The organism is Rossellomorea sp. NPDC071047, assembly GCF_050270195.1.
GTDB lineage: Bacteria > Bacillota > Bacilli > Bacillales > Bacillaceae_B > Rossellomorea.
In genome coordinates, this window is the sequence record NZ_JBNNJT010000001.1 from 685,541 (window position 1) to 699,502 (window position 13,962).

The following is a 13,962-nucleotide window of genomic DNA, read 5'->3' on the forward strand; positions in this document are numbered from 1 at the left end:
CTGATTCATACATCCATTATTGGATTGTGGATCAGCTTTTTTTTCACGTTTTTTTACTAAGAGAATAAAATATGGATAACTAAAATAAAGTTTGCTAAAGGAAACTTTCGGACATGAAAAAGAGGGAAGGTGTAAAGATGAAGAACTTCAATTCGAAAAAAGTGATTCAGTATTCGTATCTATTTCATAAAATGGGACTATTGGATAATAAGCAATTCAAACAAATTGAGGAATATCATGGATCCAAAATTAAGAAACACAGTTAAGGCATGTTCTATTATGAATGTGATTCAACATGTGTTGATGATTTTTCTTAACCTTTTGATTACAGAGCGTGGAGCTGAAATCAATAGCCCAGTCAAATTGAATAAGAATGAAAAAAGACAGACTCAAGTGAATATGAGTCTGTCGTAAAAATCGCATCTCAGGGGGTGAGATATAAGCTATTATTCTTTTTAAATTTTCATTGTCAAGATTTCCTAAAAGGCTTCAATCCTCGGTTACGAATTTCTTTCTTAAGAAGCAAAATCCAGTCTTGATCATTCCCTTGTTTCTCAGCATCACGATAAGCTGCCACCAACTGTTCATTACTTAAGATTTTCATGACCAACCTCCCAGGAATGTATAAAATATAGAATTTTCTATATTTTCTATATATTCTACATAGAAATTGCGCATTTGAAAAGGGTTTTTTATAAATTACGTCTAAAGTAGTATTTATAGTTATTATGTAGAAACAGGTTTAGAGAAGGCGTTTTTTGTCTATATAAATAGTTGGACTCATCGAGGTCATGTAGAAACTTGTCAGCTAACTCTTATCAATAGCCATTCACCTTTGAGAAATAAAAGACATAAGAAAATCCTCTATTAATTAGTTTGAAAATTTTAATTTTTGTGATAATATTACACGCATAAGGAACTGAAACATTTACCTCTTTGACTACATATACTGAAAGGTTCCATGCTTTACATGAATACAGATAAAGGGGGATATTCATTTGTCGGAGATTATACAAACAACTGTAGGTGAACTACTCGAAGAGAAAGCTCGTATACAGCCTGAGGTTGAAGCGGTCGTCTACGCAGACAGGGGATTAAGATGGTCTTATCATGAATTTAACCAACAGTGCAGGCAAGCTGCAAAAGGGTTTATGAATCTTGGGATCAAAAAAGGAGATCATATTGCGATATGGGCTTCTAACACTCCTGAGTGGTTGATAAGTCAGTTTTCGACGGGCAAAATGGGAGCTGTACTGGTAACCGTAAATACTAATTATCGTACTGCTGAATTAGAATATTTATTGAAGCAATCCGACAGTAAAACGATTATTTTGATGGAAGAGTTCAGAGGGGCTTCCTATATAGACATGTTGTATGAAATTTGTCCTGAATTGAAAACCTCTAAGCCCGGAGAATTGGAGAGTCCAAAACTTCCTTATTTAAAAAATGTAATTGTCTTAGGGGAGAAAGCATATCCAGGTACATATAGCTGGCAGGAAATTATGGATAGAGGGGATGATGTTGAGGAAGGTGAGTTGGATGAAAGACTTTCGAGCCTTTCCCCCAATGATGCCATCAATATGCAATACACGTCAGGAACGACAGGATTTCCTAAAGGAGTCATGCTTACCCACTCGAATATCGTAAACAATGGTTATAATATTGCCGGGTGCATGAGATTGACGAACGAAGACCGTTTATGTATTCCTGTTCCATTCTTTCATTGCTTCGGATGTGTATTGGGTACACTAGCATGCGTATCCGTTGGCGCTACTATGGTTCCATTACAGGAATTCGATCCGAAACATGTACTCCAAACGGTGCAGGATGAAAAATGTACAGGGCTTCATGGAGTGCCAACCATGTTTATTTCTGAGTTAAACCTTCCAGACTTTGATCAATATGATCTTTCCCATTTACGTACTGGAATTATGGCAGGAAGTAACTGTCCTATCGAAGTAATGAAGGGCGTCATGGACAAAATGGGGGCAGATGAGATAACCATTGCCTATGGTCAGACAGAATCTTCCCCTGTCATTACGCAGACACGTACCCATGACCCGATTGAATTAAAGGTGGAAACGGTTGGAAAAGCCTTGCCAAATGTAGAGGTGAAGATTGTGGAGCCTGGATCGAACCGGGAAGTTCCCTATGGGGTACAGGGAGAGTTGTGTACTCGTGGGTATCACGTCATGAAAGGGTACTACAAGAATGAAGAGGCTACAAGACTTGCCATAGATCATGAAGGTTGGCTGCATACAGGTGACTTAGCGGTCATGGATGAACACGGCTATTGTAGAATTACTGGAAGGTTAAAAGACATGATCATTCGAGGCGGTGAGAATATTTATCCAAGAGAAATTGAAGAATTTCTTTATTCCCATCCAAAGGTATTAGATGTTCAAGTCATTGGAATTCCTGATGAAGTCTATGGTGAAGAAGTTATGGCCTGGATTATTTTGAAGGAAGGTCTAACAGCAACACCAGAAGAGATTAGAGATTATTGCACAGGGAAGATATCCCGTCATAAAATTCCAAGGTATATCGAGTTTACTGATTCCTACCCAATGACAGCTTCAGGAAAAATTCAAAAGTTTCGTTTAAGAGAGCAGGCAAAAGAAGCAGCCCTGCCTAAAAGCAATTAATATATTGAAAACGCTTCCTCCAAAAGGACATTCCCCATTCAACGGGAATGTCCTTTTCATACGGAAATAAAAGTATAATAGAGTATTAGATAACTGAAATTTCAGAGACTATTTGCTAAAATAGAGGAAAGCATCATTAATTTATTAACAATAATATAATTATGTAAATTAAAGGGAAGTGGATTATCTGTGTATGTTTTTGTTTATGGGACGTTAAGAAAACATGAAAGCAATCATTTTTTATTAAAGGAAGCCATATTGATGAGAGAACAAGCTTGGGTGGAAGGTGTTCTTTACGATACAAAAAGAGGATATCCAGCACTAAAAGAAGGCAATGGGACCACCTATGGCGAATTATATAAAATCAACTCCACTATATTATCACCGTTAGATGAGTTGGAGGATTTCATCGAAGAACGTGAAGACAACCTTTATATACGAAAGCTCAAACTTGTCAACACAGATAATGGACCTCAGGAAGCTTTTGTGTATTATTCTGAAAACAAAGAATTGTTTCAGGAAGAAATTCCTTCAGGAGATTGGAAAGTTCATCAGTTTCTAAATGAAAAGCCTGATAGAATACTTTATTTTGCGTATGGTTCGTGCATGGATGATGAGCGTTTTAAATTAGCGCAAGTAGATCACCATTTTAAAAACTGCCTTGGTTCAGGAGTTCTAGAGGGATATTCTATGAAGTATCTCTTTAAAGTCCATGATGGTGGCCGGGGAGACATCATTGAGGATGGAGGGACAATGGAAGGGGTAGTATATGATCTCCCCCAACAGGCAGTAGAATACTTGTTCACAAGAGAAGGGGTAGCTCCTGGATGGTATAGAGCAGCTTTCATCGACATACAGATTGATGGGAAGTATCACAAGGACGTATTAACCTTTATTGTGAAAGGCAAGTGTCAGGAAACCTGTCCCCCAGACCATTATGCAAAAGAGATTCTTCGTGGCAGTCTCCCACATGTAAGCAAGTCCTATCATAATAAGTTACAGCAACAATTAGTTGGAATAGGGATGACAGAAGAGCAGGTGCAGAATCTTCTTAACGAAGAAGAATAGATGTACAAATGAGGTTTCGGGAGGTCAAGTCATGAAGGTAAGTGATGATCTATTATTTACTGCAATAGAATCACATCACTGGGACTATCCAGATCGATTGATACCGAGTGAAGTGGATAGTTTACACAGTGATGGAATCGTTGCAATTAAAAATAAACAGTTGAAGAATGTATTTGCGAATAAGGTACCTAAATTCATCGTGAACAATATGAATGAACTTCATGTAAAATGGAAGGTGATTGAAGGGTTTTATGGAAAGGAATCCTTTAGTATGTGGATCAGGGAGCCACTTATCGACCAGGAAGAGGAATTTCTCCAATCACGTGATGGTATTCTGGAAGAGCGTTATGAGGGACTTGTATTTGATCTGTATCAGAGTCATTTAATCCCTTCACCTTCTCATAGAGTCATTACAGTTGAAAGTGACCTTCACATCCATGACCTTGTAGAAATCAGCTCCTCCATATGGGGATATCGGGAAGAAGACAAGGCGGTCATCTTTAAACAAAGAAAAGAGTTTATGAGCAAATGGGGACCGGATGGTGGGTTCACATTAGCTTACAATAAGGAGGGTCATCCCGTTGGATACGGAAATTTTCGGTACAGCCGTGATCATGAAGTCCTTTATCTCAATGGAGGAGGGGTGCTCCAAGAAGCAAGGCATGGAGGGGTATATTCTTCTTTAGTGGCCCATCGATTGGATATGGCAAAACGAGCACAATGTCGGTTTGTAACCTGTCAGGCGAGAGTCGGCCACTCTGCCCCCATTCTTAAGAGGTTGGGCTTCCAACCGTTTTCAACCTATCAATATTGGGTAGTGAATAGAAAAGTGCAGGCAGGTTTGATAAGTGAGACAAAATAGTCGGTTTGTGTGAAATGGGGTGGTACGATGGATGTTTTACTACAATTGGTCGATCAATTTGGATATATCGCCATGTTTCTTTTTAGCTGGATTGTTTTTTTAGGATTGCCGGTGCCTAACGAACTCGCTGCTGCCCTATCGGGATATTTATCTGAATGGAGAAATTTCAACCCGTATACCTCCTTTTTCTTCATGTATAGTGGTTTGATCTCTTATGGAATCTTCGCCTTTTTAAACGGCCGATATTTCGGAACAAAATTAATTTCTCGATTTATGAAGGGAGATAAATCAAGGAAACTCATTGATAATGGTGAAAAATGGATAAATAAGTATGGTCCCTTTGCCATTTCGTTTAGCTATTTTATACCAGGCATCCGATTATTTATGCCTTATATTGCCGGAACGTCGAAAGGAATTTCTTTCATGAAGTTTCTCTTATATGCTCTTCCTTCTGCTTTCGTTTGGGGATTTGTGTATTTTCAGATAGGGAGGTATTTCCCAAAAAGTTTTCAGGGGCTACTGGAAGAAGTGAGCGTGAAGGCAGGAATCATTTTCTCCATTTTATTCATCGGGGTAATTGTGTATAGTATTGTATTTACCTTGAAAAAAACCCCTAATACCTCGAAATGGAAGAAGGTACGTTCTCGAAAATAAGAAAAGACTGATCAAAGATGCCTTCTCCTTTAATCAGTCTATCTATCCTGTTCATCCTTAATAATAGTAAAATACTTCCCGAATACACCCAGAGCCTTGATTGTGGTTATTGAGCCATTTTCATCCTCATATATTTTACCGATTGTGTTAAATAGCAAGTAGCCGTTTTTAACATTTGAGCCTGTTTCAATCAGGGTTGAATAAGAGTTCCCTTCAAGTTTTTTCGTGCATGTTATTGATTCATGACATTCAATATTGTAATTATCTAAAAGCCATAAATAAAATTGTTCTTCATCAGGTCGGTGCGTGCTCATGTAAAAAACTAACAATACAAAAGTGAACATACCTATTCTTTTTAATCCATTTCTCGCCATCATCATCGTACCTCTCCTGCAAATCCCTCCTATAATATACCATATTTTCCTGTTGGAAGTGATAGTTTCACAAAAAACTGACAAATGAGATAGTAGTTGAACTTATGGCTCTGTAAGAATATACTATTACCATAGTACATACAAACAGGAGGTTATTGAATTGATTCACAAAACTTGGACGGAAAAAGATACCGGAAAAAAAGTAAAATGTGTACATACGGATGCGAAAAAATATACAGTTGAAAATGTTTTAACCATTGGAAAAGAATACGAAGTGAAAAACGAATCTGAAGAGTATTACTTCGTCATCGATGAAAGTGGCAAAATGGGAGGCTTCTACAAAGAGTACTTTGAAGAGGTGTAATCCACTTCTTTCTGGCTGGTTTCTTTTAATTTGAAGAAACCGGCTTTTTTTGTTGGCTACTAAAATATGGTGCATATGGGGAGAAGAGAATGAAACACTCATTTAGTAAGCGAATCATTTCTATGGAGGACCAAGCATCTCTAATTAACCTATTCAAGAGTTATGAAACTGAAGTATTTGGAGAGGTTCAAACGAGTGAAGCTGATATTCAAGAAATGATTGATTCAATTCCTGAAGCTGACCGAAGAGGGCTTTGGGATGAAGGGTATCTAGTGGCTATCTCCATTCTTTCTGAAAAAGATCACCGTTTACCTTCATTAATCCTTGCCCTCCCAAATGATCACATGGATCTCTATATTGGTGAGTTGGCAGAAGAACTTCTAACTTCAGCCATGAGAAAGAAAGAAACGAATTCTGACACAAAAACCATTATCCTTTCTGCGAATCTTGAGAAAGAGAAAAAGGCTTTTGAGAAATATGGCTTTAAACCAACTCGTTATTGGTTTCAGATGAAAAAAGACCTTGAAGATCCAATTGTCGCATCAGTCTCTTCATCTTATTGTATTTCAAGTTTCAACCCCGATACAGAAGCGGAGAGTCTTCATCAGATTTTTGAAGAGGTGTTTTCGGACCACTTTGATTATCACCCATCCAGTCTGGATGAATTTAAGAATCGTTTTCTTCGTCCTTCATTTGATCCCGATCTCTGGTTTGTATTAAGAGGAGAAAATGACCTGATAGGTTTTGTCTTTTGCACGGTTAACCATGAAACAAAATTAGGGGAAATCACTCATTTGGGGATTGCCAAAAAGTGGCGTCGTAAAGGGCTTGCCCATTATTTGCTGTATTATGCTTTTTCAAAATTGAAAGAGGAAGGAATGACTACAGCCGCTCTTTCAGTCGACAGTGATAGCTATACAGACGCAACCATCGTTTATCAAAAAGCTGGTATGTACGTATATCGGGGGTTCACTCGATATGATTTAGAAGTGTAGAAGCTGAAAAACACCCAATCAAGGGTGTTTTTTCATTTTGGTATATTAATTGGATGCTAATTCAGAACTAAAATATATGCTTTGAAACAAAATTAGGCATAGCCTTTGCAGTTTAAGCGTTATTACATGTAGAATGTCTAGTATGTGAAATGGAAAGGATGTCATTAAATGAATGTTGAACGGTTATTACCAGAATCGGTTACTTATATAATAAATGAGAGAAAACAATTATTTTCTTCTCCTGAGAATTCTTCATTAATTGGAGAAGGGGGATATACCGCCAGTGAAGACCATATAATTGAAGATAGTATCATTTCTCTGTCATTAGGGAAAAATCTTCTTCTTAAGGGACCTACAGGTTCAGGGAAAACGAAGCTATCTGATACCTTGTCATCCATCTTCTCTCAACCGATGCACAGTATAAATTGCTCGGTTGACTTGGATGCAGAAGCATTACTGGGTTACAAAACAATCAGCGAAAGAGACGGTAAAAACACCATTGAATTCATTGAGGGACCTGTTATTCAAGCGATGAAAAATGGACATCTCCTTTATATAGATGAAATCAATATGGCTAAGCCTGAAACACTTCCGATCTTAAATGGTGTGTTGGATTACCGCAGAAGTATAACGAATCCATTTACAGGGGAAATAGTCAAAGCCGCCCCTACATTCGGTGTAATAGCGGCAATCAATGAAGGATATGTAGGCACAGTTCCTTTAAATGAAGCGTTAAAAAATCGTTTTGTTGTAATCGACGTACCATATATCGAAGGGGAAACGTTAAAGAGTGTGATTGGAAGTCAAAGCAAGCTGTCCGATTCTAAGCTTATTACACAATTTGTAGCCCTGTCTTCGGATTTATTGGTTCAAGTGAAGAATGGCCAAATTTCAGAGGAAGCGGCTTCCATACGTGCCCTGTTGGATGCCTGTGATTTAGCCGTGTACTTGCCGGCCAAAAGGGCTATACAACGGGGAATCGTAGATAAACTGGAAGATGAACGAGAAAAAGCGGCTATTCAAAATATAGCTGAAACATTATTTGAATGAGGGACATGTAATGCATCGATTTATCCAATTTAATGATGAAACAATAGACTCTTTTTTAGTGATGGAAATGGCTGATTTGACGAAAACACTTTCCAAAAATGCCGATATGAACTTGAAATACGGACCGTTTTCTTATCTCGATTATAAGGAAGGAACGGTTTATGTCAGTCATTTTTGGGATCACCGAAAAAAAGAAGAAGAAATACATGGATTGAAAAGTGATATTTATTTAAGGACGATCGGTAATCTTCATGAAACCAAGAAAGATGATGTTATTGATTATATTGAGAAGGTAAAAGCAACGTCCGTTCCCCGATTTGCAAAGCAGCTATTTGTCATTGGTGAAGAATCTCGCTTAGAGGAAATTTGTAAATCAAAGCGTCCCGGAACAAAGAAGTCATTTGAAACAAGAAGAAAATTATATCGCCAGCATTTCGAAGCACAGCTCAAAGTAAATATAACGAAAAGTGTTTTTACAGATGCACTATTTAATTCAATATTCCTTCTTCTCCATGCACAATCACCATTAGAAGAACCTGTTCGGATAAATGAGGATATTGATTTAGCAATGCCCTTTTTGCATCGGCAAATCACCCGCTTCTTTGAAACCCGTAACACAAAAGATGTGGTAAGAATTTGCTTGGAAATGGTAGAAGTAATAGATGAGATTGTTAGAAAAGATATGTTAAATGAATACTTCCATTTACCTGAAGATGTGTATGACACGGAGGAAATCTTTACTGAAACATTTGATGATTTAAAGAGAAAAGATCCCCTTGCTAATCAGGATGTGTTGGAAGAGGAGAGTACAGGGGAGGAAGAAGTGATAGATGAAGAATTCCGAACTTGGCACCGGGAGACGAGTGACAAAGGGGAGTCCTTCCTTCAGTTTGACTTAGATCAAGGGTCTCAATCCGACCTTATGGGCGAAGGTGTCCGTGAAGGAGATGATGGGGACCAGGCAATGGCTATGGTACAGGGCTCAGCCAAAGAAACGGAGCAGGAGCAGTACCAAAATGTGAGGGCACAGGAGCAAGAAAGGGATGAACTTGGTGGAGGGGAAGGTGAGTATGGAAAAGACAATCGCTTTGCTGTACCTCACTTTATTTCACCAACCATTCCTACTTCAGAAGATAAGCACTTGTATAACCTTAACAAAGGGTTAATTGCTCCTTATCAGAAGAAACTTCAGAAAATGATCGAGAAAACATTGGAACATAAGCGCATCCAGCCTAGAAGTGATTTGCACTTCGGCAGGTTAAACAAAAAGTTATTGCGGTTTATTACTGACGATAATCCAAGACTTTTCTATAAAAAACTGAATCCTTCCTCTGAAATAGATGCCGTGTTTTCACTATTGGTGGATTGTTCCGGATCAATGTATGACAAGATGGATCAAACTAAGCTTGGAATTACGTTATTTCATGAATCGTTAAAGTCCGTTCGCGTGCCACATGAAGTTATCGGCTTCTGGGAAGATACCAACAGCGCAACAAAGACCAGTCAACCCAATTATATGAATCCTGTACTGGATTTCTATTCTTCCTTAAAACCTAACAGTGGTTCAGAAATCATGCAGCTCCAGCCTGAAGAAGATAATAGGGATGGCTTTGCCATTCGTTTAATGACAGAACGGATTATTAAACGGAAAGAAAAACAGAAATTCCTTCTTGTTTTTTCAGATGGTGAGCCAGCAGCCATGGATTATGAGCAAAACGGGATTGTTGATACCCATGAGGCTGTATTAGACGCAAGAAAACAAGGGATAGAAGTCATCAACGTCTTTTTAGCGAACGGCGAGATAGATGAGGGGCAAAGAAAAACCATTCAGAATATATATGGGAATTACAGCATTCTTGTATCAGATGTAGAAGAACTCCCTGAGGTGTTGTTTCCTTTATTACGAAAGCTTCTGTATAAAAGTATATAGAAGAAGAACCAAGACGATTACATGGGAAACATGTAGTCGTCTTTTTTTTTGAGGAGCAATTCAAATCAGTCCTTAGACTGAAACAAAATCAATCATCCATCTCATTCGGATCCCCTTTACCTGCAATATACTGAAAGTAATAACATTAAAGGGGATGGGTAGGATGAACAATATTTCTGATATGAATGCGGCGATTCAAGAATATCACAGAATGAATCATATCTTAAATCTAAAAGGATGGAGGCAAAAAAGAACCTCTAAGAAACAATATCTCTCTCCATGGTTTGCTAAAAATCTGTAGGTGAAAAATTCGTTATGTTCGAAAAAAGAGGAAAAAAATGTATAATAAAAAGAATGACTATTCTCACTTTATCGTAGAAGGTCATTCTTTTTTGTTTGGTGAAAATCATATAAATGCGAGTTGTATTCATGACGAAGGGAAGGTTAATGAATAATAAGATGAGGAAAAATTTATAGAAAAAGGGAGGTCACGGTGATTATGCATGAGTTGGATATGCACCATATTTTTGAACTGGGACTTATTTTAGTGATGATCGCAGCAGGCATAACGGCGATAGCCAAGAAATTCAAACAGCCGTATCCAATTGCACTTGTTATTGTAGGTGCCCTTATCGGGTTGTTCAATATACCAGTCCTTGAGCCCCTCAAGGATTTTATAACAGAAGGGGAAGTATTTAATTTCGTCATTATCACATTATTTTTACCAGCGCTTTTGGGAGAAGCAGCTTTGAAGCTGCCTTTCACTCATTTGCGTGCTAACAAGGAGCCTATTATAGCCCTGGCTTTTGGTGGAACATTCATTTCTTTCTTGATAATAGGATTTACCTCTTATTACTTCTTTGAATTTCCCATTCCGACAGCATTTGTTTTTGGGGCATTGATGAGTGCGACTGACCCTGTCAGTGTATTATCCATATTCAAAAGTGTAGGGGTAAAGAAGAGGCTTGCTGTTGTCATTGAAGGTGAAAGCTTATTTAATGACGGTTTAGCCGTGGTACTGTTCAATATCTCAGCTTACTATTTACTATCCTATATCGATGCAGGCTGGGCCGGACTTGGAAGTGGGATTTGGGAGTTCATCCGGGTAGTATCCCTGGGGGTCATTATTGGAAGCTCCCTTGGTTATGCATTTTCCATATTAACGAAGTATTTCGACGATTATCCGTTGGAAATTATTTTTAGTGTGATTTTGTTTTACGGTTCATTCCTTCTTGCAGAAAGTTTGCATGCTTCAGGTGTTATCGCAGTGGTCATTGCGGCTCTTATATTTGGAAATTATGGCGGGAAAATTGGTATGAGTCCTACGACCAAGTTGAATATTAATAGCTTTTGGGATGTAGCCGCATTACTGGCCAATTCCCTCGTTTTTTTAATGGTCGGCCTTGAAATAACAAGGATTGATCTAGTTGAAAAATGGCCTTATATTTTCGCAGCCATTGTCTTAGTACTCTTGGCACGAAGCATTGCCGTCTATACAAGTCTATCTCTCATTGGGAACTTTCCTCATAAATGGAAGCATATTTTGAATTGGGGAGGTTTGAAAGGGTCGCTATCCATTGCATTGGTACTTAGCCTTCCAAGAGACTTTCCGGGCAGGGAAGACGTCCTTATTCTTGGATTCAGTGTGGTATTATTCAGCCTTGTCATTCAAGGATTAACGATTAAACCACTGATCAATGTATTAGGGATTAAACCAAAGGAAGAGGGACATGCAGAATTTGAAAAATTGCTCAGTCAACTACACAGATATGAAACAGCCATTGGTGAAATCCATCGGGTAAAACAAAAGCTCTATATTACAGACCCTGTATCAAATGAGCTTATCGATACGTATACAAAAAGAATTGATATGCTAAAAGCTCAGTTGGATGATTTATTTGAAAAAAACCCAGTCATAAAAGCAGATCAGCTTACAACACTGAGCAAACACGCATTATACGCAGAATATGAGGCCGTTGCAAAACTGGAAAAAGAAGAAATCATCACAAGCTCCATCGCTGAAAAAGAATATGATGATATAACCGATAGCATTGTTCATAATGAGGAAAAATAGTAAAAGAGGAGCCAAATCGGCTCCTCTTTTACTTTCTGATTTCAATGAGTTTTTGTTTTAAGTCGTTTTCCATCGTGACCATTTCCTGTTCTGCCTGCTGACGTTTCTGGCGTCCTTCTGCTTGTATGGCCAATGTTTCTTCAATGGTGGAAATAAGGTTTTCCTGTGTTTTCTTCAACGTTTCAATATCAATGATTCCACGTTCATTTTCTTTCGCAGTTTCAATACTATTTGTTTTAAGCATCTCTGAATTTTTCAGAAGGAGCTCATTGGTGGTGCGCGAAACCTGTTTCTGAGCGGCTACAGCCTTTTGCTGATTCAGAAGAGTCAGTGCTATGGCAATTTGGTTCTTCCAAAGAGGAATGGCTGTGAGTACTGATGCCTGAATTTTTTCGGCCAGTGCCTGGTTCGTATTTTGAATTAGGCGTATTTGAGGGGCAGACTGAATGGTCATTTGTCTACTTAGCTTCAAATCATGAATACGTTTATCCAACCGATCCAGAAACTGCATCGTATCATTGACTTCCTGGTAAATTAACTCGTCATCCGTTTCTTCCGCTCTCTTGCGTAATGAAGGAAGAAGTGTATGTTGGATCTCTTCACGTTTTATTTCAGCTGCTGCAATGTACATATTCAGGGCTTGAAAATAGTCTTTATTTTTATCATATAGTGTTTCCAATAGTCGATTGTCATCAAGCAGGGTCTTTTTTGAATGTTCGAGTCTGACAGAAATGCGATCGATCTGTGAGCCGATTTTTTGGTATTTGGAAAGGACCTCCTGCAGGGAAGAAGAGACTTTACGGAATAGCTTTTTGAAAACACCTTTTTGCTTGGTGTTAAGCTCATCCGGATTCATTTGCTCGAGCTTTTTCATCAAATCTCCCAACACATCGCCAATTGGCCCGATGTCCCGTTTTTGTACATGATCGAGCATGGAGTGGGAGAAAGTGGAAAGCTGGGTCTGAGCGGCAGTTCCGTATTTTAAAATCGCTTCATAGTCTTTATAGTCGATCTGAGCAGCTAATTGCTTTGCCTTTTCCTGCTGTTCTTTTGGTAAGCGGTCAAGTAGCAAAGGAGACTTTGTCTGTTCACTTACAGCAGGCATTTCATCTCCAAACGGGTTGGAAAGCAGCAGGTCCAGTTCAGATTGTTCATTTCGTTGCTCCATCATAAAACCTCCGATATCTATTTTAAGTCTTTTTTATGAGATAAATGTTGATTGGCAAAGTTCAGTTCAAACTGTAGTGTATCCATATCATTAGCCAATACGCTTTGCAAGTCTTTTTCCAATGACCCTGTCAGGTCATCAAGTGTCGTACGGGTTTGTTGAAGTGATAAGAATGCTTCCTTGTTTTTCCCGGGTTGTGCAGCAAGGAATGTATATTTTTCTGTGATTTCAACAACTGAATCCAGATGGTAGAAGAAAAATGATTCTGCAGAAAAGAATCTTTTCGGCTCTTTCTTTACGAGTTGATAAATTCTTCTGCTCAATCTGTTCAATTCGAGGATTTGTTTAAAGGCCCCAAGTGACCTAACCCTTAATTGTTGTTTTTGAAGGCGTTTTACTTTTTCTTTCGCTTCTTTTAAATTCTTGTTAATATATCGAAATTCCTGTGAGGAAAGTCCATTTTTTTTCAGCCACCATCTCTTCTGGAGTCCTTTTACAAGGAAGAAAATGAGAATACCCGTACCAATGCTTGACAAGAATGTAAGAGGGAATCCTAAGTCAAACAGGAATAAGTAGGCGATAAAACTACTGGTCCCTATACTGAATGAGATGACTGTTCTTACTAAAAATTGAAGAAATGTATTCATTTCATCTACCCCTTAATAAAGATGCTTACGTTAAATACGATTTCATGCGCAAAAAGGTTTCATATTCATACTCTTATTTTATTGTAAACGAAGGTGAAATGGAAATATAGACACCTTTTATAATACAGGCT

The 13,962-nt window shown here is 38.3% G+C and carries 14 protein-coding genes; 10 read left to right on the forward strand and 4 right to left on the reverse strand.

Annotation, left to right across the window (positions count from 1 at the left end; genetic code table 11):
* Positions 1–137: 137 nt before the first annotated feature.
* Positions 138–266 carry a hypothetical protein gene (locus ACQKFO_RS03605; protein WP_427596928.1) on the forward strand — a complete coding sequence of 43 codons (129 nt, stop codon included), beginning with the start codon at positions 138–140 and terminating at the stop codon, positions 264–266.
* A gap of 203 nt (positions 267–469) precedes the next feature.
* On the opposite strand, the gene sda is transcribed toward ACQKFO_RS03605, so the two are convergent.
* On the reverse strand, positions 470–604 hold the full coding sequence (gene sda, locus ACQKFO_RS03610; protein WP_044336757.1) for a sporulation histidine kinase inhibitor Sda: 135 nt from the start codon (positions 602–604) through the stop codon (positions 470–472).
* Positions 605–1,007: 403 nt separating this feature from the next.
* Between sda and ACQKFO_RS03615 the strand changes: the two genes are divergently transcribed.
* The 4 genes from ACQKFO_RS03615 (at position 1,008) to ACQKFO_RS03630 (ending at position 5,229) form a co-directional block, all read left to right on the forward strand.
* On the forward strand, positions 1,008–2,645 hold the full coding sequence (locus ACQKFO_RS03615) for an AMP-binding protein (RefSeq protein ID WP_427597781.1): 1,638 nt from the start codon (positions 1,008–1,010) through the stop codon (positions 2,643–2,645).
* A gap of 189 nt (positions 2,646–2,834) precedes the next feature.
* Positions 2,835–3,713 carry a gamma-glutamylcyclotransferase gene (locus ACQKFO_RS03620; protein ID WP_427596929.1) on the forward strand — a complete coding sequence of 293 codons (879 nt, stop codon included), beginning with the start codon at positions 2,835–2,837 and terminating at the stop codon, positions 3,711–3,713.
* Positions 3,714–3,744: 31 nt separating this feature from the next.
* Positions 3,745–4,575: a GNAT family N-acetyltransferase gene (locus ACQKFO_RS03625; protein ID WP_427596930.1), complete on the forward strand. Its 831-nt coding sequence runs from the start codon at positions 3,745–3,747 to the stop codon at positions 4,573–4,575.
* A gap of 27 nt (positions 4,576–4,602) precedes the next feature.
* Positions 4,603–5,229 carry a DedA family protein gene (locus ACQKFO_RS03630; protein WP_427596931.1) on the forward strand — a complete coding sequence of 209 codons (627 nt, stop codon included), beginning with the start codon at positions 4,603–4,605 and terminating at the stop codon, positions 5,227–5,229.
* A 38-nt stretch (positions 5,230–5,267) separates the two neighbouring features.
* Here the strand turns inward: ACQKFO_RS03630 and ACQKFO_RS03635 are convergent, their stop codons facing one another.
* Positions 5,268–5,609, reverse strand: coding sequence for a hypothetical protein (locus ACQKFO_RS03635; protein ID WP_427596932.1), 342 nt, complete (start codon positions 5,607–5,609; stop codon positions 5,268–5,270).
* A gap of 154 nt (positions 5,610–5,763) precedes the next feature.
* Here ACQKFO_RS03635 and ACQKFO_RS03640 point away from each other — a divergent pair, with 154 nt between their 5' ends.
* The 5 genes from ACQKFO_RS03640 (at position 5,764) to ACQKFO_RS03660 (ending at position 12,016) form a co-directional block, all read left to right on the forward strand.
* On the forward strand, positions 5,764–5,967 hold the full coding sequence (locus tag ACQKFO_RS03640; RefSeq protein ID WP_427596934.1) for a DUF6501 family protein: 204 nt from the start codon (positions 5,764–5,766) through the stop codon (positions 5,965–5,967).
* A gap of 89 nt (positions 5,968–6,056) precedes the next feature.
* Positions 6,057–6,962 (forward strand): GNAT family N-acetyltransferase, encoded by a 906-nt coding sequence (locus ACQKFO_RS03645; RefSeq protein ID WP_427596935.1) that lies wholly within the window; start codon positions 6,057–6,059, stop codon positions 6,960–6,962.
* 168 nt (positions 6,963–7,130) lie between these two features.
* Positions 7,131–8,012 carry an ATP-binding protein gene (locus ACQKFO_RS03650; RefSeq protein ID WP_427596936.1) on the forward strand — a complete coding sequence of 294 codons (882 nt, stop codon included), beginning with the start codon at positions 7,131–7,133 and terminating at the stop codon, positions 8,010–8,012.
* 10 nt (positions 8,013–8,022) lie between these two features.
* Positions 8,023–9,942: a vWA domain-containing protein gene (locus tag ACQKFO_RS03655; protein ID WP_427596937.1), complete on the forward strand. Its 1,920-nt coding sequence runs from the start codon at positions 8,023–8,025 to the stop codon at positions 9,940–9,942.
* A 499-nt stretch (positions 9,943–10,441) separates the two neighbouring features.
* Entirely contained in the window at positions 10,442–12,016 is a 1,575-nt protein-coding gene (locus ACQKFO_RS03660) for a cation:proton antiporter (protein ID WP_427597782.1), read from the forward strand.
* A gap of 28 nt (positions 12,017–12,044) precedes the next feature.
* On the opposite strand, the gene ACQKFO_RS03665 is transcribed toward ACQKFO_RS03660, so the two are convergent.
* Positions 12,045–13,187, reverse strand: a complete 1,143-nt coding sequence (locus ACQKFO_RS03665; RefSeq protein WP_374053987.1) for a toxic anion resistance protein — start codon at positions 13,185–13,187, stop codon at positions 12,045–12,047.
* A gap of 14 nt (positions 13,188–13,201) precedes the next feature.
* Positions 13,202–13,831 (reverse strand): 5-bromo-4-chloroindolyl phosphate hydrolysis family protein, encoded by a 630-nt coding sequence (locus tag ACQKFO_RS03670; protein ID WP_427596938.1) that lies wholly within the window; start codon positions 13,829–13,831, stop codon positions 13,202–13,204.
* Positions 13,832–13,962 lie beyond the last annotated feature (131 nt).

Bases quoted from the DNA above. Each gene is read 5' to 3' on its own strand.
- ACQKFO_RS03605 (WP_427596928.1), top strand. From the start codon at position 138: ATGAAGAACTTCAATTCGAAAAAAGTGATTCAGTATTCGTATCTATTT.
- sda (WP_044336757.1), bottom strand. From the start codon at position 604: ATGAAAATCTTAAGTAATGAACAGTTGGTGGCAGCTTATCGTGATGCT.
- ACQKFO_RS03625 (WP_427596930.1), top strand. From the start codon at position 3,745: ATGAAGGTAAGTGATGATCTATTATTTACTGCAATAGAATCACATCAC.
- ACQKFO_RS03630 (WP_427596931.1), top strand. From the start codon at position 4,603: ATGGATGTTTTACTACAATTGGTCGATCAATTTGGATATATCGCCATG.
- ACQKFO_RS03635 (WP_427596932.1), bottom strand. From the start codon at position 5,609: ATGATGATGGCGAGAAATGGATTAAAAAGAATAGGTATGTTCACTTTT.
- ACQKFO_RS03645 (WP_427596935.1), top strand. From the start codon at position 6,057: ATGAAACACTCATTTAGTAAGCGAATCATTTCTATGGAGGACCAAGCA.
- ACQKFO_RS03650 (WP_427596936.1), top strand. From the start codon at position 7,131: ATGAATGTTGAACGGTTATTACCAGAATCGGTTACTTATATAATAAAT.
- ACQKFO_RS03655 (WP_427596937.1), top strand. From the start codon at position 8,023: ATGCATCGATTTATCCAATTTAATGATGAAACAATAGACTCTTTTTTA.
- ACQKFO_RS03660 (WP_427597782.1), top strand. From the start codon at position 10,442: ATGCATGAGTTGGATATGCACCATATTTTTGAACTGGGACTTATTTTA.
- ACQKFO_RS03665 (WP_374053987.1), bottom strand. From the start codon at position 13,187: ATGATGGAGCAACGAAATGAACAATCTGAACTGGACCTGCTGCTTTCC.
- ACQKFO_RS03670 (WP_427596938.1), bottom strand. From the start codon at position 13,831: ATGAATACATTTCTTCAATTTTTAGTAAGAACAGTCATCTCATTCAGT.